The following is a 16,925-nucleotide window of genomic DNA, read 5'->3' on the forward strand; positions in this document are numbered from 1 at the left end:
GCGCGGCCAAGGGCGTTGATGTGGGTCCAGCCGTCGCTGAGTTGTCCGTCGGCGAGTTGGGTGAAGATGCCGTTGGTGTCGATGCGGCCGGTGGCGATGACGCCGTTGTCGGAGCGGTAGAACAAGAGCTCACGGCCGAGGGCGACGATGTGGGTCCAGCCGTCGCTGAGCTTTCCTTCGGCGAGTTGGGTGAAGATGCCGTCGCTGCCCAGCCGTCCGGTGGCGATGACGCCGTTGTCGCCGCGATAGAAGAGGAGTTCTCGTCCTATCGCCACGATATGGGTCCAGTCCTCGCTGAGTTGTCCTTCGGCGAGTTGGGTGAAGATGCCGTCGCTGCCCAGCCGTCCGGTGGCGATGACGCCGTTGTCGCCGCGATAGAAGAGGAGTTCTCGTCCTATCGCCACGATATGGGTCCAGTCCTCGCTGAGTTGTCCTTCGGCGAGCTGGGTGAAGATGCCGTCGCTCTCCAGCCGGCCAGTGGCTATGACGCCGTTGTCACTTCTGTAGAAGAGCAGTTCTCCGGACATGGTGACTCCTCGGGTTCTCGGGAAGGTGTCGCTCTCACGCCCCCCCGGAATTCCGTCGACCCGGCTGCCGTCACGGGAGAGGGAGACGCCCGCTGCTGCCCACAGGTGGACGAATCGCCATGAGTGCCCTCTTTACGACGCTACTCTCCGGCCCCTATGAGGGCATTTCGGGGCCCGTTCGGGGGGTTCCGCTTTCAAAAGAGGAAGGTTCAACTGAAAGAGCAGGATCTTTTTGGCCGTCATGACCCGCGGACGTCAGGCCGACGTTACAGAGCCCTCCGGGCCGTTCAGCGGCGGAGACGTGAGTGCGAGGTCGGCCGCTACCGCACCGTCAGTGTGGTGCTGTACCGGCTCGGCGACGTCCGCGACCTGCGGGACATACCCCGTGTGGACGGGGAGTCCGCCCGCGGCGTCGGCGACGCCGTACTCCTTCCCACCGACGTGACCTTCTACGGCCACGACGCCATAGTCACCGTCTCCGTCGACGGCCTGGAGAGCCCCGTCGGCTTCCGCGTCGCGGGGCCCGTCGCCGTACGCCCGGGCCGGCGCACCGGCATCCTCGTCCAGGGCGAGGCAACCATGCATCCATGCATCGGAGGGACTCCGGGCTCCCTCCTCTCATAGCCGTCCGACGCGTCGCTCCGGGTGACCCGCGACCAGGCGCGCGGTGAGGAACGCCAGGATCTCGTCGCGGGCGCGGAGGGTGGGGTGGCCCGTTTCGTCGACGAGGTGGGCGGTGGTGACGCTGTGGGGGGTGCCGACCAGGTCGGCGAAGAAGGGCGGCGGGGTCGGGTTCGCGGCGCTGTCCGGGAGGACGCGGCCGTCGAAGGCGTCGCCGAGGAGCGCGCGGTAGGCGGCGAAGCGGCGGGCCGTGCACCAGCGGTCGCCCGCGAAGCGGTACGCGAGGACGGTGAGGCCGTCGCGGGTGAGCCGGTCACGTACCGCGCGCGCGTCCGCCGCGTCGAGTTCGAGGCCTCCGGCGTCGTCGAGCGGGAGCGACGGATGGTTGACCACGGGGGCGATCACCGCCGGCTCCAGGGCCATGGTGAGGGCGAAGTTGCCGGTGAAGCAGAGGCCGATCGCGCCGACCCCCGGCCCGCCGCAGGCGGCGTGGGTCTGGCGCGCGAGCCCGCGCAGCCACCGCGTCACCGGGCTGGTGCCGCCACCTGCGAAGGCACGGAACTCCGCGCTCACGCAGGCGCGACGGACGACCTCCCTGCCCTCCTCGATCGTCGGGTAGGCGCCGTCGGTGCCGAAGAGGGACGGTACGTGGACGGTGAAGCCGGCGTCCCGCACCCACCGGGCGAGCCGCAGGACGTCGGGGCTGATGCCCGGCATCTCGGGCAGCAGCACGACCGCGGGCCCGTCCCCGGCCACGTACACCGTCTTCTCCACCCCCTCCACGGTCACGCTCCGGCGGCTGAAATCGCTGATCGGATCGTCGGTCATGGGGACAGCGTGGACCGCCGTCCGGCCGTCCGTTGAGGGGCGGGATCGCCAAGCCCGGGGGTAGTCTCGCCATGGGCCGACGGCGGAGAGGTGGGACGGTGGTGGGGGAGCCGGGTGGGCTGCGGGTCGGCGTCCTCGCCTATCCGGGCTGCTTCGCCTCCGAAGTCTTCGGCGTGCCCGACCTGTTGACGATGGCCGCGCACCTCGCAGGACCCGACGCGCCCGGCTACGAGGTGTCGATCGTCTCGCCCCGCCGCCGGGTCACCGCCTCGGGCGGCTCCGGTCTCGACGTGCGTCCGCCGCGCGAGATCGACGTCCTCGTCGTCCCCGGCTTCGAACTGGGCCCGGCCACGGAGCTCGACGCACGCCTCGGCGAGCTCGGCCCCGAGATCGCGCTGATCCGCGCGCGGGCCGCCACCACGGCCGTCGTCTCCCTGTGCGTGGGCGCGTTCCTGCTCGCCGAGGCCGGACTGCTCGACGGCCGCCGGGCCACCACCTCCTGGCTGTACGCCGACGAACTGGCGCGGCGCTGCCCGCGGGCCGACGTCCGCCCGGAAGACCTGGTCGTCACCGACACGGGAGTGACCACCACGGCCGCCTTCAGCGCCATGTACGACTTCGCCCTCGACCTGATCCGCCGGCACAGCGGCGGCCGGGTGGCCCGGGCCACGGCGCGGGTCGCGCTCGTCGACGACGCGCGTACCTCCCAGAGTCCGTACGTCGACCCTCGGCTCCTGCCGCAGCCCGGCGGAGCGTTCTCCCAGCGTGTGATGCGACGGCTCGATCAGAACCTCGCCGAACGGTACGACCTCACCGCTCTCGCCGATGCCTTCCGGGTCAGTACGCGGACCCTGCTCCGGCGCTTCACCGCGGAGACCGGCCGCAGCCCCCTGGCCCATCTGCAGGACTCCCGGATCCGGCGCGCCCGCCACCTCCTGGAGACAACGGACCGTACCGTCTCCGCCGTCGCCGCGGCCGTCGGCTACCAGGACCCCGGCACCTTCGCCGCGCTGTTCGCCCGCCACACCGGCCACCGCCCGAGCGCCTACCGGGCCGCCTTCCGCCGGGCGGACCGGGGGTTCAGCCGCCGTGGTGGATCTCCAGTGCATCCGCCGCCCGAACCCGGTGCAGGTGGATGAGGACGTCGTAGGCCCGGCCGAGGGCCAGGGTGGGCAGGGGGTCGGGGGTGAAGGTGGAGCCCGCGTCGTGGACCGGACGGGCCCGGTCGAGCCAGGCGCGGGCCGTGGCGGGTGCGGTCCGCAGGTCCAGGTAGAAGTCCCGGTGGCCGACCCGGTCCAGGGTGTGCTCGTTCATGCCGGGGCGGGCCGCAGGTACGGTGACCGGCTTCCAGGCACCGTCGAGGGACGTGTCCTTGGTGAGGAAGGAGCCGCCGGCGAAACTGAAGCCGATCGCGGCGTAGTCGCGCCCCAGACGGTCGCGGAGGACAGCGCCCTGGGTCTGTTCCGGGCGTGCTGCACCGCCCACGCGTGGTCGACGCCTCCCGGGTGCCCGGCCACCAGTTCGAGCGCTGCCTGTGCGCGCGGCGGTCTCCCGGCGTCGCGCGAGCGGCGCGCGCAAGGGGCGAGGAAGTCGTCGAGAGGACGCAGCCCGGCGTACAACTCGGTGAGCCGTGGCAGCGCCTCCGGCCGACTCGCACGGACCGAGGAGAGGACGCGCTCGAAGATGTGGTCGCCGAGCTTCGGCGCCCCGAGGTCGTCCCCCATGAAGTGGACGCGGTGCCCGGGATGGCGGTCGTTGTGCGCCCGCATCCAGCCGATCAGGCTGTCGAACTCCGCACGCTCCCACGGGGATCCGGCCAGCGTCTCCTCGGCGACCCGCCGCGCGTCGCCGGGGCCGCCCTGGACGTACTCGTCGATCCTGAGCCCCGCCGACCAGCTCATCTCCAGCGCGAAGGTCGTGAACCCCCGTTCCTTCACGAGGTGTTGGAAGGCGCGTTCCTTCATGGCGAAGAACTCGTGCGAACCGTGCGTGGCCTCGCCGAGGCCCACCACCTTCGCGTTCCCGATCATGCCGCTCAGCGCCCGGAGATCCGTACGCCGGCCGGCGGGCTCCGTGGAACGTGACCTGGCAGGCGGCCGAGCGTCACAAGGACCGGTGGCCCGCAGGCGTCAAGGTCAGGGCCGTCCTGGCGCTCGCGCCCGCCTACAACGTCATGACCGAGGACATGACCGCGTACGAGATCACGACGACGCCCCTGGCCGCGATCCGCGGAACCTGCGACGGGCACGTCGGCAGTGAGGCACTCGGCTTCGCCGCCGACGCGACCGCCAAGAGCTCCGCGGGGTTCCACCCGTTGGAGATGCGTGGCGCGAACCACAACTACTTCAACACCCAGTGGTCGCCGGCGAGCGGGGAGGTCGCTGCCTGGGACGACGCCGTCCACGCCGCCGACCGTCCCGGCCAGTGCACCGATCTCGGCGGCTCCACCTACGATCCCCAACTGACCGAGGCCGCCCAGCGCCAGGCCGGGGCGGCCGCCATCGACGCGTTCTTCCGCCGGTACCTCACGGACGGGAAGCGCTAGTCAGGAACGCCGGGGTGCCCGGGAGTCGACTCCCGGGCACCCCGGCAGTGGGTTCAGCCCCCGGTTGTGCCCGTCGGCTCCTCGAACGCCCGCAGCAGGCGCTCCGCGGCCGTGGTCGCCGTCAACGTGCCCTCCCTGAGCCGATGTTCGACGTCGGGGGTCAGGGCGCGTACGGCGGGGTGGGCGTGCAGGCGGCCGAGCAGCTCGTCGCGGACCATCGTCCACGTCCAGTCGACCTGCTGGTCCCTGCGCCGGGCGGCGAGCCGGCCCGTGGAGTCGAGCAGGGTGCGGTGCTGTTCCAGGCGTTCCCAGACCGTGTCGAGCCCCGTCGACTCGCGGGCGCTGCAGTGCAGGACCGGCGGTGTCCACGCGGCGTCCGCGCCGTGCATCAGCCGCAGGGCGCCCGACAGTTCGCGGGCGGCGGCCCGGGCGTCGCGCTCGTGCGGCCCGTCGGCCTTGTTGACGGCGATCACGTCCGCCAGCTCCAGGACGCCCTTCTTGATGCCCTGGAGCTGGTCGCCCGTGCGGGCCAGCGTGAGCAGCAGGAAGGAGTCGACCATCTCGGCCACCGTCGTCTCCGACTGGCCCACGCCGACGGTCTCGACGAGGACCACGTCGTAGCCCGCGGCCTCCATCACGATGATCGACTCGCGCGTCGCCTTGGCGACCCCGCCCAGCGTCCCCGCCGTGGGCGAGGGGCGGACGAAGGCCGCCGGGTCCACGGCGAGGCGCTCCATCCGCGTCTTGTCGCCGAGGATCGAGCCGCCGGTCCGGCTCGACGACGGGTCGACGGCGAGGACCGCGACCCGATGGCCCATCCCCGTCAGCAGGGTGCCGAAGGCGTCGATGAACGTCGACTTGCCGACGCCCGGCACACCGCTGATCCCGATCCGCCGCGCCCGGCCGCTGTGCGGAAGCAGTTCCGTCAGCAACTGCTGCGCAAGCGCCCGGTGTTGGGGACGGGTGGACTCGACGAGCGTGATCGCGCGCGCCACGACGGCCCGCTTGCCGTCGAGCACGCCCTTGACGTACGCGTCGAGGTCGATCACAGCTCGTGCCCGAGGCCGTCCGACAGTCGCCGTACCAGGTCGTGGGCCGCGTCCGGGATGACCGTGCCGGGCGGGAAGACGGCCGCCGCGCCCATCTCCAGGAGGGTCGGCACGTCCTGCGGCGGGATCACGCCGCCGACCACGATCATGATGTCCTCGCGGCCCTCCGCCGCCAGCTCCTCGCGCAGCGCCGGGACGAGCGTGAGGTGGCCGGCGGCCAGCGAGGACACCCCGACGATGTGCACGTCCGCCTCGACGGCCTGCCGCGCGACCTCGCCGGGGGTCTGGAACAGCGGGCCGACGTCCACGTCGAAGCCCAGGTCGGCGAAGGCGGTGGCGATCACCTTCTGGCCCCGGTCGTGGCCGTCCTGGCCCATCTTGGCGACCAGGATGCGCGGCCGGCGGCCCTCGGCCTCGGCGAAGGCGTCGACGAGGGTGCGGGTGCGTTCGACGGACGGGGACTGCCCGGCTTCGGTGCGGTACACACCGGAGATCGTACGGATCTGGCTCGCGTGCCGCCCGTACACCTTCTCCAGGGCGTCGGAGATCTCACCGACCGTCGCCTTGGCGCGCGCCGCGCGGACGGCCAGCTCCAGGAGGTTGCCCTCGCCGCCCGCGGCCCGGGTGAGCGCGTCCAGGGCGTCCCGGCAGACGGTCTCGTCCCGCTCCTCGCGCAGCCGCCGCAACTTGGCGATCTGCTGGGCGCGCACGGAGGAGTTGTCGACCTTGAGCACGTCGATCTGCTCGTCCGAGTCCACCCGGTACTTGTTGACGCCGATCACCGGCTGGCGCCCGGAGTCGATGCGCGCCTGGGTCCTGGCCGCGGCCTCCTCGACGCGCAGCTTGGGGATGCCGGCGTCGATGGCCTGCGCCATGCCGCCCGCCTGCTCGACCTCCTGGATGTGCTTCCAGGCGCGGCGCGCCAGGTCGTACGTCAGCTTCTCCACGTACGCGCTGCCGCCCCACGGGTCGATCGCCCGGGTGGTGCCGGACTCCTGCTGGATGAGCAGCTGGGTGTTGCGGGCGATCCGCGCCGAGAAGTCGGTCGGCAGCGCGAGCGCCTCGTCGAGGGCGTTGGTGTGCAGCGACTGGGTGTGGCCCTGGGTGGCCGCCATCGCCTCGACGCAGGTGCGGGTCACGTTGTTGAAGACGTCCTGGGCCGTGAGCGACCAGCCCGAGGTCTGCGAATGGGTGCGCAGGGACAGCGACTTGGCGTTCTGCGGGTCGAACTGCTTGACCAGCTTGGCCCAGAGCAGCCGGGCCGCCCGCATCTTGGCGATCTCCATGAAGAAGTTCATGCCGATGGCCCAGAAGAAGGAGAGCCGGGGCGCGAACGCGTCGACGTCCAGGCCCGCTTCGCGTCCCGCCCTGATGTACTCGACGCCGTCGGCGAGGGTGTACGCCAGCTCCAGGTCGGCCGTCGCGCCGGCCTCCTGGATGTGGTAGCCGGAGATGGAGATCGAGTTGTAGCGGGGCATCCGCTGCGAGGTGAAGGCGAAGATGTCGGAGATGATCCGCATCGACGGCTTCGGCGGATAGATGTAGGTGTTGCGGACCATGAACTCCTTGAGGATGTCGTTCTGGATGGTCCCGGCCAGCTTCTCGGGCGGTACGCCCTGCTCCTCCGCGGCGACGATGTACAGCGCGAGCACGGGGAGCACGGCCCCGTTCATCGTCATCGACACGGTCATCCGGTCCAGCGGGATGCCGTCGAAGAGCTGGCGCATGTCGTAGATCGAGTCGATCGCCACGCCCGCCATGCCGACGTCACCGGTCACCCGCGGGTGGTCGCTGTCGTAGCCGCGGTGGGTCGGCAGGTCGAAGGCGACCGAGAGGCCCTTCTGACCGGCCGCCAGGTTGCGCCGGTAGAAGGCGTTCGACTCCTCGGCCGTGGAGAAGCCCGCGTACTGACGGATCGTCCAGGGCTGGTTGACGTACATCGTCGGGTACGGGCCGCGCAGGTACGGCGCCATGCCCGGGTACGTACCCAGGAAGTCGAGGCCCTCCAGGTCCTGCCCGGTGTACAGCGGCTTGACCGCGATGCCCTCCGGGGTCTCCCAGAGCAGGTCGTCACCGCCGGCGGCCTTCTTCACGGCGGTGCGCCATTCGTCGGCGCTGCCGTCGGCGGCCGGGGTACCCAGCTCGATCCCGGAGAAGTCGGGGACGGACATCAGGACACAACTCCCATCCGGTCAAGAGTGGCGGCGAGCACGGCGACCGCGTCGCAGCCCGCGAAGACATAGCTGTCGACACCCGCGTACGCGGCGGGCCGGCCCGCGAGGAACACATGCCCGGCGCCCTCGGCCCGCAGCTCGCGCGCGCGGTCCTCCGCCTGCTCCTCGTAGAGCGCGTCGCTGGAGCAGAGGCAGACCTCGCTCGCGCCGCTCTCCTCGAAGGTGCCCTCGGTGACGGCCTCGATGCCGCCCGCCTGGAAGAGGTTGGCGGCGAACGTGGCCCGTGCCGTGTGCGCGGCGGCGGGGCCGAGCGTGGCGAGGTAGATGCGCGGCCGGGCGCCGGTCGCGGCGAGGTGCGCGTCGGAGCGGGCACGCAGCGCCTCGAAAGCGTCGTCGCGCCGGACCCGGGGGAGCCCGCCGGACGGCGGCTCGGGCGCGGGTTCGCGGACGACGGGGTTCTCGGCGAGGTTCGGGAACTCGCTGACGCCGGTGACGGGTTCGCGCCGCTTGGCGAGCTTCGCGCTGCGGGCCGCCCAGGTCTCGGCGAGCCGGTCGCCGATCATTCCGGAGCGCAGCGCGGCGGCCTGGCCGCCCGCGCTCTCGATCGTGCGGAAGAACTCCCAGCCCGCGTGGGCGAGTTCGTCGGTCAGTCGCTCCACGTACCAGGAACCGCCCGCCGGGTCGATGACCCGGGCGAGGTGTGACTCCTCCACGAGGATGGTCGACGTGTTGCGGGCGATACGGCGGGCGAACGCGTCCGGCAGACCGAGCGCGTGGTCGAACGGCAGCACGGTGACCGCGTCGGCACCGCCCACGCCCGCGGCCAGTGTGGCCACGGTGGTGCGGAGCATGTTCACCCAGGGGTCGCGCCGGGACATCATCACCGGGGAGGTCACCGCGTGCTGCCGCTGCGCGCCCGCGCCACTCGCCCCGCTGACCTCGGCCACCCGGGCCCAGAGCCTGCGCGCGGCGCGGAACTTGGCGATGGTGAGGAACTGGTCGGCGGTGGCCGCGAACCGGAACTCCAGCTGCCCGAGGGCCTGTTCGACGGTGAGCCCGGCCTCGGTGAGCTGCCGCAGATAGCTGACGCCGGTCGCGAGCGCGCAGCCGAGTTCCTGCGCGGCCGAGCCGCCGGCCTCGTGGTACGGCAGCGCGTCCACGGTCAGTGCCCGCAGGCCCGGGTACTCCTCGGCGCAGCGCCGCGCGAGCCCGAGGGCGGGGGAGAGGTCGTGGGCCCGGCCCGTGCGGGCCTCCAGGCCGAGCGGGTCGGCGCCCAGGTTGCCGCGCGCCGCCTCGGGGGCGACGCCCCGCTCCTCGTACAGCGCGAACAGCTCGCGGGCCGCTTCCTGTACGTCCTGTCCGGCGTCGAGGACGACGGGTGCGAGGTCGAGGTAGACGCCGTCGAGGGTCCGGCCGAGGCTCCCGAGCGGGATGCCGCCCTCGCCGACGACCAGCCAGAGGGAGGTGACGCCGTTCTCCAGGTCGGCGAGGACCGTGGGGGCGTCGGCGGTGGTGTGCCGCTGGCGGACGTCCCAGCCGCCGACGGTGTTCCCCTCGGCGCGGCCGGACCGTACGAAGGGCGCGAAGCCGGGCAGACCGGGCTCGGGTGCGGTGTCCTCGGCGGCGTAGAGGGGACGGACGCGGAGCGCGTCCTCCAGGGCGGTGGACAGGGCGTCCTCGGCCGCCTGGCCCTCCACGTCCTTGCCCGACTTGCGCAGCACGCCGGCTACCAGGTGCTGCCACTGCTCGCGGGACGCGTCGGGGAATTCGGCGGCGAGGGCGAGCCCGTCGTCGGGAAGGACTGTCATGCTCGGATGTTAGGACAGCTCGCTCACATGGCTGCAGTGTGCACCGCTGTGACCTTGCCCTCTCCCGGCAGCTCTTGAAGCCGCACCGGATCCCGCTCTACGAAGGACACGGCGGGTTCACCCGGCCGAGGTAGATTTACTAGGACGTCCAACTATATGGTCGCGGCGAAGGCCCGCGGTGCGGGGAAGCCGGTGCGATTCCGGCGCGGTCCCGCCACTGTGACCGGGGAGTACGCCGTCGAGCAGCACGCCAGTGGCGAGAGGGGCGTGGGTGTAATCCGACGGCCTCGACCTGGTGGCGGCCCCCTGGGATGACCTGCTTCGCCTTGCCGGGTCGCTGAAGTACGGGCACGCCACCGCCTCCCTGATCGTGGGCAAGCTGTCGGCGTCCTCCCGGCAGAACGCGCTGGCCGCCGCGCTCAAGGAGTACGGCGCGATCCGGCGCACGATCTACGTCGCGAAGTACTTGTCGGACGAGGGCTACCGGCGCAAGATCGCCCGGCAGCTGAACAAGGGCGAGTCGCTCCACTCGCTGCGCCGTCAGCTCCACTACGCCCGCGAGGGCAAGGTCGCCCGCCGCCAGCCCGAGCAGCAGAACGAGCAGGCGTGGTGCCTGACCGTCGTGACCAACAGCGTGGTCTGCTGGCACACGGTGTACATGGGCCTGGCCGTCGGCAAGCTGGGCACCGCCGGCCGCGAGGTGGACGCCGAGGTCCTGGCGCACATCTCCCCGGCCCGCAGTTCGGCGGTCAACTACTACGGCTCGATCACCTCGACTACGAACGCGAACTCGCCCAGCTCGACGACCGGGGACACCGGCCGTTGCGGACCGTGGACACGGACGATCCCGGAACCGGGCTGTCGAACGGCGAGTCGGACCAGGCAAGGTGCACCGGGACCCCGGAGCGTACAGGCCAGCAGGGACTGGGTAGCGGAGGCTTGCCGGTACGGGCCGGCGAAGGCGGAGGCGGATACTGATGTGCCGATGGCGCCGTGGTCATTGCGGGCATCCGCCTCCGGCTTGCACGGTGGTGGTCCGACGTCCGCCGGGCAGGCCACCGATGAGTGCGACGTCCGGGGCGCTACGGCAGGGCGAGTGCGGGAGCCATGTCAGCGGATGACGTCGAAGACGTTCTTCTGCAGGCCGTTGGCGTAGGCCTCGTGCTCGATCAGCTTGAGCTTCTGGGTGTCCTTGTCGGTGGTGCTGAAGAGGCGCTTGCCCGCGCCGAGCAGGAGCGGGAAGACGAGCAGGTGGTAGCGGTCGATCAGGCCGGCGTCCGAGAGGGCCTGGTTCAGGGTGGCGCTGCCGTGGACGATGATCGGGCCGCCCTCGGTCTCCTTCAGCGCGGCGACCTCGTCGAGCGAGCGCAGGATCGTCGTCTCGCCCCAGTTCGACACCGGCTTGTCCTCGGCGAGGGTGGTGGAGACGACGTACTTCGGCATCTCCTTGTAGTCGGCGAACTCCTCCATGTCCGGCCACACCGGGCTGAACGCCTCGTAGCTGGTCCGGCCGAGCAGGATCGCGGAGGCCTCCTTCTGCTCCTGGCCCTTGATGTCGAACGCTTCGGGGAGGAACTCGACGTCCTTGAAGGTCCACCCGGAGTTGCGGTAGCCGGGCTCACCGCCCGGGCCCTCCACGACACCGTCGAGCGAGATGAAAGCGGAGCTGATCAGAGTACGCATCTGAGGTTTCCTCGGTGTCTCGTGTCCGGTTCTCATCGAGCCGGCCTGGTCTGGTCTGGTCTGGTCTGGTCTGCGGAGCGAGCGCAGCGCGCTTCTTCCAGGCCCTCATCGGTGGGGGACGGGTACGCCTGCGGAGCGGAGTTTGGCCTCGGTGAGCGCGGTCACCCTGGCTGAGACCGGTGCCTCGTCCTCGCGGTGATTGTTGATCAGCTTGTACTGGGCCGCAGCCTTGGCCCATGCCTGCCGGCTGGCATGATCCCCCAGCAGCGCGGGGTTGGCGAGGTAGCGGTCGGCCATGGCGGTCGCGAGTTCTTCGATCCTCGGGTCGTCCGGTTCCCAGGTCTCCGCCTCCCGGCCCCGCTTGATCAGGTCGACGTACTCGGGGTCGTCCAGCCCGTGTTCGAGCTGCGCCAGGAAGCCGTCGAAGCCCTCCGGCACCAGCGCCCGGGCCAGCACCAGGGCCTCGCGTTGCGCGGCCACGTAGTCGGGGCTGAAGCCGAGGCCGGGCATCCGGTCCAGGACCGCGCAGGCGCGGTCGGGCAGCAGGGCCCGGTCGCCGTCGGCGAGCCGGAGAAGGGTGTCGCGGCGGGCGGCCAGCTCATCGATGCGTTCGGTGAGCTGCCGCTCGACGTCGGTGAGCGCGGCGCCGAACTGCTCGGCGTCGCCGTCGAGCATGGGCCCGATCTCGGCCAGCGGCACGCCCGCGGCGGCCAGCGTCCGTACCTGTACCAGCTGCAGCAGCTCGCCGGATCCGTACCGCCGATAGCCGGAGCTGTCACGTTCCGGCTCCGCGACCAGGCCGAGCTTGTGGTAGTGCCGCACCGTCTTCACCGTGACGCCGACGAACGCCGCCGCCTGCCCGATCGTGACCCCGTTCCTCATCGGCCCAGCTTGCCGCAGAACACCGCGTCGACGAAACGCTGCTGGGCGGTCCGGAATGCCGGTGCTATCGACAGGTCGGCGTCGTCCACCCAGGTCAGCCCGGCGGTCAGGGTCTTGCTGCCGTCGGGGCTGCTGTACATCAGCGCCGCCGAGCCCATGGTGGCACCGTTGTGGTGGAAGAGGGTGCCGCCCGCAGTTTCCTGCGCGAACACTCCCAGGCCGTAGGCGACCGTCGCCTCCGGCGTGCGCATCTCGGCCAGCAGCTCGGCCGGCAGGAGCTCGCCGCCCATCAGCGCGGAAAAGTACGTGTGCAGATCCTTGGTGGTCGAGATCATGTCGCCGCCGGCTCCGACCCAGGACGGGTTCTGACGGGTGACATCGACCGTCCGTTCCTGCCCGGCGTCCTCGTAGCGGTAGTAGCCGTGGTTGTGCGGCTCGGGGATCTCCGACGAGCCGCCCGGCGCCACGGTGCCGGTCATCCCCAGCGGCCCCAGAATCAGCCGCTGCAGCTCCTCGGCGAACGAACGGCTGGTGACCTTCTCGACCACCAGTCGGGCCAGCACGTAGTTGGTGTTGGCGTAGCTCCAGCCCGTACCCGGCGCGAACCGCGTGGGCTTGGACAACGACAGCCGTACCAGCTCTTCGGGCAGGTAGGTCTTGAACCGGTTGTCCACCCACTCCTGGCCCTGCCAGGGGACCCCCAGCACGATCGTCCCGTCCTCGTAGAGCTCTCCGGTGTGGTTGAAGATCCCGCTGGTGTGCTGCAGCAGCATCCGCACAGTGATCCGCCGGTCGAGACCGAACTCGGGCAGGTAGTCATCGGCCGGGGCATCCAGGCCGATCCTGCCCTCGGCCACCAGCAGGAGCACCGAGGTGGCGACGAAGTTCTTGGTGCTGCTGCCGATGCGGAAGTGCCCGTTCGTCAGCGGCTTGGCGCTCTGGCCCAGCTCGCGCACACCGGCGCTGCCGACCCACTCGCCCTGCTCGTCGTTCACCCGGAGCTGGATCCCTACGAAACCGGACTCGGCCAACTCCTCGATCGCCTTCTGCAGCTCCGGACGATCCTGCCCCTGACCGGAAAGGGTGGTGGACATGCTGCTCCTTCACATCGGTTGTGCCCGGGTCGGCGTCGTGTGCCGATGCGACGAGCCTCCACCCTGCCCCAAGGTCAACCTCAACTGTGATCCAGCCCACGGTCGCCGCTTCCAGTCGGCATGGCTGGCAGTGAGAACTCCCGGCCCCACTCCGGGATCCTGGCCGCAGGCTTCGCTGACCCGCGTCGGGACTGGATAGCCGTCCCGGCGACGACCGCGATGTCTCATGGGCGTTCACTCGTGAAACAGGCGATCACCCGGAGATTCACCTGCGGTGATCATGTTTCATGAGTTGTTGCAAACGACTGGACTGCTGAAACACCCTCATGAAACAGTCGGGGCTCGTGAGCGACGACTTCAAGCTCGTGGAATCGCACGCGTGCCCTATGTCCACCTGCGCCGCCCCCGCGGGCTCCCCGTGCCGGACCGGCAAGGGCAACGTGGCCATCCAGTACCACACCGCCCGCTTCCGCCTCGTACCCCAACTCGCCGAGGCACTGAACGTGCCGACCCCCGCCGTCCGCAAGCCCGGCTCGGCCTGGACCGAGCTGTCCCGACCCGCGGACGCCGGCACCGAACCGGTCGGACACGTCCGCCTGGGGTACGCACGGGCATCCACCGCCCGGCAGTCCCTCGACTCCCAGCTCGACTCGCTCACCGAGGCCGGGGTCACCCGGATCTTCTCCGAGAAGATCTCCACCCGCGCCACCCAGCGCCCCGAGCTGGACAAGGCCGTCGCCCTCGCCAGCGAACTGCGAGCTTCCGGTGTGCGCGTCACCCTCGTCGTCCATGAGCACAAGCGCCTCGGCCGCGGCATCGAACTGGCGACGCTGGCCGAAGAGCTGAAAGCCGGTGACGTCGGCCTTCAGTTCCTCACCGGTGAGCTCCAGGGCTCGCACGACCCCTCCGGCGTCGTGTTCACCGTGCTGGCCGCGCTGTCTGGGATGGAACGCGAGTACATCCGCGACCGCACCCTCGAAGGCCACGAGTCCGCCCGCAAGCGCGGTAAGACCATCGGCGGAGCAGGCGTCACTGACGACCACATGCTCTCTATGGCCCTCCACCTGCGCGAGCAGGAGATGAGCCTGCGGGACATCGCTGCCCGGCTCGTCATCACCACTGGCAAGAAGAAGGGTCAGCATCCCTCGCCCGCGACCGTCATGCGGATGCTGCGCGAGCACGACAAGGCCACCGCGTCTATGTGAACCGGGACCTCTGACCTGCGCCGTAGCCGCTTAGCGTCGTTTTTTCGGCGGGAACTACTGGGGCCCCAGTCAGCGGGCCCTCCGGGCCGGCGGTGGGCTAACGGCCGAGTGTCGCGATCTCGTTCTCGAAGAGGGCTTCCGGTGACACGTCCATTCCCGTGAAGTGGCCCGCGAGTTCGAGCGAGAGCACACCGTGGAGACGGGTCCAGAAGGCCATCGCCGTGGCGAACGGATCCGTCGTGCCCGCCGACTCGCCGGCCCGCAGGAGCGCGCTCATGATCTCGCTCGCGATGCCGGTGATCTCGTCCGGCGCGTGATAGCCGGGTACGGGTGTGCCGTAGACGAGGAAGTAGCGGTGCGGGTCGGCGAGGGCCCAGCGGCGCAGCGCGCGGGCCAGGCCCGCGAGGTCGGCGCCCGCGCCCTCGGCCCGGCCGACGGTGTCGGCCAGGCTGCGGTAGGCGTCCCGGACGAGTTCGGTGATCAGTTCGTCCCGGCCCGCGAAGTAGCGGTACAGCGCGGGGCCGCTCATGCCCATCTTCTTGGCGATGGCGTTGAGCGAGAGAGCCGAGGCGCCGTCGGCCGCGATCTGCTCCCAGGCCAGTTGCCTGACCTCCGCCCGCACCTGGTTGCGGTACCGCTCCCGTGGCGTCCCGCCGGTCTCCGTGTCCGTCATGGTTCCTCCCGTGTCGCCGACGTTAGAGGTTATCACTCACGTGAAGGGTTGACGGTTTCGCGAGAGATGGTTATACCTTTTAACGGAAGCGATACCGCGTAACCCACTCGGGGTCGCGCCGTCGCCAAACGGAGGTCGGTCGTCATGAGCGTCATCGAACGAGTAGAGGTCGTCCTGCCCGGCACGGTGGAGCCCGAGGGGCTCCAGCTGCGGCACGGGCCGGTTCCGGCGCCCGGGGAGGGGCAGGTCCTCGTCGCCATGGAGGCGACCGGGGTCTCCTTCGCGGAGCAGCAGATGCGCCGGGGCCGGTACTACGACCAGCCGCCGTTCCCGTTCGTCCCGGGGTACGACCTGGTGGGCACGGTCGCCGCCGTGGGCCCGGGGGTCGGCCCCGAGCTGCTCGGCACCCGGGTCGCCGCGCTGACCAAGACGGGCGGCTGGGCCAGTCACGTCCTGCTCGAAGCCGCCGATGCCGTCCCCGTGCCGTCGGGCCTCGGGGCCGCCGAGGCGGAGACCGCTGTCGTCAACGGGGTCACGGCCTGGCAGATGCTGCACCGCAAGGCCCGGATCCGGGCCGGCGGGACCGTCCTGGTGCACGGCGCCAACGGCGGTGTCGGAACCGTGCTCGTCCAGCTCGCGCGCAGCGCCGGGGTGAAGGTCATCGGCACCGCCTCCGCCCGCCACCACGACGCGCTGCGGCGGCTCGGCGTCACCCCGGTCGACTACCGGACCGAGGATGTGCCCGCCCGTGTGCGGGAGTTGGCGCCGGGCGGGGTGGACGCGGTCTTCGATCACGTCGGTGGCCGTAGCGTCGTCGACTCCTGGCGGCTGCTCGCGAAGGGCGGCACTCTCGTCTCGTACGGCAGCGCCGCCACCCGGGACGACTCGGGGTCGAAGCAGTTGCCGGTGCTCAGGATCCTCGGCCGGGTGTGGGTCTGGCAGGCGCTGCCCAACGGGCGCCGCGCGTACTTCTACAACGTCTGGGGCGGCCGGGCCTTCGGGAAGGACCGCTTCCGCGCCCGCCTGCGCGCCGACCTCGGCCAGGTCTTCGAGGCGATGCGCCGCGGCGAGATCACGGCCGGTGTCGCGGCCGAGCTGCCGCTGAGCCGGGTCGCGGAGGCGATGCGACTGGCCGAGTCGGGCATGGTGAACGGCAAGGTCGTCCTGACTCCGTGAGGCGCGAAGGCGGGGGTGGACAGGGCCGCGCCCCGGCCCTAGCCTCCTCTCAACCTATTCAACTAGTTGAGTACTGCGAGGGCGTATGCACCCGTTCCGCAAGGCCGTCGAGAACCGTGACGCGGCCGCCATCGAGGCCCTGTTCGCCGAGGACGTCGTCTTCACCAGCCCCGTGGCCTTCAAGCCGTACGCCGGCAAGGCGATCACCGCCGCGATCCTGCGAGGCGTGATGAGGGTCTTCGAGGACTTCGCCTACGAACGCGAGATCGCCAACCCCGACGGCCGCGACCACGCCCTCGTCTTCGGCGCGACGGTGAACGGCCGCCGGATCCAGGGCTGCGACTTCCTCCACTTCGACGAGGACGGCCGGATCGACGACTTCACCGTCATGGTGCGGCCGCTGTCCGCCGCCCAGGCGCTCGCCGAGGCCATGGGCGCCGAGTTCGACCGCATCGCCCGGGAGGCGGCGGAGGGCACCGGAGCCTAGGGCCTGTCGTTTGGATCAGGCCGGGCTCGCGGGGCCTGGCACCGCGCCTCGCCGCGTTGTCGTCGGTTGCCAACGCTCCGCGTTGACGCCCTCCTCCGCCTTGCGATCCGTCCCCTAGGCCCAGAGGGCCTGGGGAGACCCCATGCACCAGACCCCGCTCCCTGATCCGGCCT

17 protein-coding genes, 1 pseudogene and 1 riboswitch are annotated in these 16,925 nt (G+C 71.0%); of the genes and pseudogenes, 7 read left to right on the plus strand and 11 right to left on the minus strand.

Features of this window, described 5'->3' with window-relative positions:
- The coding region (locus ACF09C_RS07290; protein ID WP_392089690.1) for a hypothetical protein at positions 1-527 on the minus strand (527 nt) is incomplete at its 3' end.
- A 339-nt stretch (positions 528-866) separates the two neighbouring features.
- On the opposite strand from ACF09C_RS07290, the gene ACF09C_RS07295 reads away from it, so the two are divergent.
- Positions 867-1,151, plus strand: a complete 285-nt coding sequence (locus tag ACF09C_RS07295) for a hypothetical protein (RefSeq protein WP_392089693.1) — start codon at positions 867-869, stop codon at positions 1,149-1,151.
- On the opposite strand, the gene ACF09C_RS07300 is transcribed toward ACF09C_RS07295, so the two are convergent.
- Positions 1,146-1,976, minus strand: a complete 831-nt coding sequence (locus ACF09C_RS07300; protein ID WP_392089695.1) for a dienelactone hydrolase family protein — start codon at positions 1,974-1,976, stop codon at positions 1,146-1,148. The genes ACF09C_RS07295 and ACF09C_RS07300 overlap by 6 nt on opposite strands.
- A gap of 101 nt (positions 1,977-2,077) precedes the next feature.
- On the opposite strand from ACF09C_RS07300, the gene ACF09C_RS07305 reads away from it, so the two are divergent.
- Positions 2,078-3,115 carry a GlxA family transcriptional regulator gene (locus tag ACF09C_RS07305; protein WP_392089698.1) on the plus strand — a complete coding sequence of 346 codons (1,038 nt, stop codon included), beginning with the start codon at positions 2,078-2,080 and terminating at the stop codon, positions 3,113-3,115.
- Here the strand turns inward: ACF09C_RS07305 and ACF09C_RS07310 are convergent.
- Positions 3,057-3,461 carry an erythromycin esterase family protein gene (locus ACF09C_RS07310; protein ID WP_392089700.1) on the minus strand — a complete coding sequence of 135 codons (405 nt, stop codon included), beginning with the start codon at positions 3,459-3,461 and terminating at the stop codon, positions 3,057-3,059. The genes ACF09C_RS07305 and ACF09C_RS07310 overlap by 59 nt on opposite strands.
- A 110-nt stretch (positions 3,462-3,571) precedes the next feature.
- Positions 3,572-4,006: pseudogene (locus tag ACF09C_RS07315) on the minus strand (erythromycin esterase family protein); the annotation flags it as partial.
- A 50-nt stretch (positions 4,007-4,056) separates the two neighbouring features.
- On the opposite strand from ACF09C_RS07315, the gene ACF09C_RS07320 reads away from it, so the two are divergent.
- On the plus strand, positions 4,057-4,521 hold the full coding sequence (locus ACF09C_RS07320; protein WP_392089702.1) for a hypothetical protein: 465 nt from the start codon (positions 4,057-4,059) through the stop codon (positions 4,519-4,521).
- Positions 4,522-4,574: 53 nt separating this feature from the next.
- On the opposite strand, the gene meaB is transcribed toward ACF09C_RS07320, so the two are convergent.
- Genes meaB through ACF09C_RS07335 form a run of 3 tightly spaced genes read right to left on the minus strand, consistent with a single transcriptional unit; the run spans position 4,575 to position 9,552 of the window.
- Positions 4,575-5,570 carry a methylmalonyl Co-A mutase-associated GTPase MeaB gene (gene meaB, locus ACF09C_RS07325; protein WP_392089704.1) on the minus strand — a complete coding sequence of 332 codons (996 nt, stop codon included), beginning with the start codon at positions 5,568-5,570 and terminating at the stop codon, positions 4,575-4,577.
- Complete coding sequence (gene scpA, locus ACF09C_RS07330; RefSeq protein ID WP_392089707.1) at positions 5,567-7,741, minus strand: methylmalonyl-CoA mutase; 2,175 nt, start codon at positions 7,739-7,741, stop codon at positions 5,567-5,569. Before scpA ends, meaB begins: the two co-directional genes overlap by 4 nt.
- Positions 7,741-9,552 carry a methylmalonyl-CoA mutase family protein gene (locus ACF09C_RS07335; protein WP_392089709.1) on the minus strand — a complete coding sequence of 604 codons (1,812 nt, stop codon included), beginning with the start codon at positions 9,550-9,552 and terminating at the stop codon, positions 7,741-7,743. The genes scpA and ACF09C_RS07335 overlap by 1 nt, the downstream gene beginning before the upstream one ends.
- A 152-nt stretch (positions 9,553-9,704) precedes the next feature.
- Positions 9,705-9,807, plus strand: a riboswitch (cobalamin riboswitch).
- Between the two features lie 40 nt (positions 9,808-9,847).
- Between ACF09C_RS07335 and ACF09C_RS07340 the strand changes: the two genes are divergently transcribed.
- Positions 9,848-10,708, plus strand: coding sequence for a Tn3 family transposase (locus ACF09C_RS07340; RefSeq protein WP_392089712.1), 861 nt, complete (start codon positions 9,848-9,850; stop codon positions 10,706-10,708).
- On the opposite strand, the gene ACF09C_RS07345 is transcribed toward ACF09C_RS07340, so the two are convergent.
- The 3 genes from ACF09C_RS07345 to ACF09C_RS07355 all read right to left on the minus strand — a co-directional run bounded on the left by ACF09C_RS07345 (position 10,663) and on the right by ACF09C_RS07355 (position 13,211).
- The gene (locus ACF09C_RS07345) at positions 10,663-11,235 is read right to left on the minus strand and encodes a dihydrofolate reductase family protein (protein ID WP_392089714.1); all 573 of its coding nucleotides are present in this window, start codon (positions 11,233-11,235) and stop codon (positions 10,663-10,665) included. The two genes, ACF09C_RS07340 and ACF09C_RS07345, sit on opposite strands and share 46 nt — an antisense overlap.
- Positions 11,236-11,340: 105 nt before the next feature.
- The gene (locus ACF09C_RS07350) at positions 11,341-12,117 is read right to left on the minus strand and encodes a MerR family transcriptional regulator (protein ID WP_392089715.1); all 777 of its coding nucleotides are present in this window, start codon (positions 12,115-12,117) and stop codon (positions 11,341-11,343) included.
- Positions 12,114-13,211 carry a serine hydrolase domain-containing protein gene (locus ACF09C_RS07355; RefSeq protein ID WP_392089717.1) on the minus strand — a complete coding sequence of 366 codons (1,098 nt, stop codon included), beginning with the start codon at positions 13,209-13,211 and terminating at the stop codon, positions 12,114-12,116. The genes ACF09C_RS07350 and ACF09C_RS07355 overlap by 4 nt, the downstream gene beginning before the upstream one ends.
- A 344-nt stretch (positions 13,212-13,555) precedes the next feature.
- Between ACF09C_RS07355 and ACF09C_RS07360 the strand changes: the two genes are divergently transcribed.
- Positions 13,556-14,416 (plus strand): recombinase family protein, encoded by an 861-nt coding sequence (locus ACF09C_RS07360; protein WP_392089719.1) that lies wholly within the window; start codon positions 13,556-13,558, stop codon positions 14,414-14,416.
- A gap of 97 nt (positions 14,417-14,513) precedes the next feature.
- Here the strand turns inward: ACF09C_RS07360 and ACF09C_RS07365 are convergent, their stop codons facing one another.
- Complete coding sequence (locus ACF09C_RS07365) at positions 14,514-15,089, minus strand: TetR/AcrR family transcriptional regulator (RefSeq protein ID WP_392089721.1); 576 nt, start codon at positions 15,087-15,089, stop codon at positions 14,514-14,516.
- A 144-nt stretch (positions 15,090-15,233) separates the two neighbouring features.
- Here ACF09C_RS07365 and ACF09C_RS07370 point away from each other — a divergent pair, with 144 nt between their 5' ends.
- Together ACF09C_RS07370 and ACF09C_RS07375 are read left to right on the plus strand one after the other, a co-directional pair.
- Complete coding sequence (locus ACF09C_RS07370) at positions 15,234-16,265, plus strand: medium chain dehydrogenase/reductase family protein (protein WP_392089723.1); 1,032 nt, start codon at positions 15,234-15,236, stop codon at positions 16,263-16,265.
- 85 nt (positions 16,266-16,350) lie between these two features.
- The gene (locus ACF09C_RS07375; RefSeq protein ID WP_392089725.1) at positions 16,351-16,752 is read left to right on the plus strand and encodes a nuclear transport factor 2 family protein; all 402 of its coding nucleotides are present in this window, start codon (positions 16,351-16,353) and stop codon (positions 16,750-16,752) included.
- The last annotated feature ends 173 nt before the right edge of the window (positions 16,753-16,925 follow it).

Source organism: Streptomyces sp. NPDC014870 (assembly GCF_043081505.1).
GTDB lineage: Bacteria > Actinomycetota > Actinomycetes > Streptomycetales > Streptomycetaceae > Streptomyces.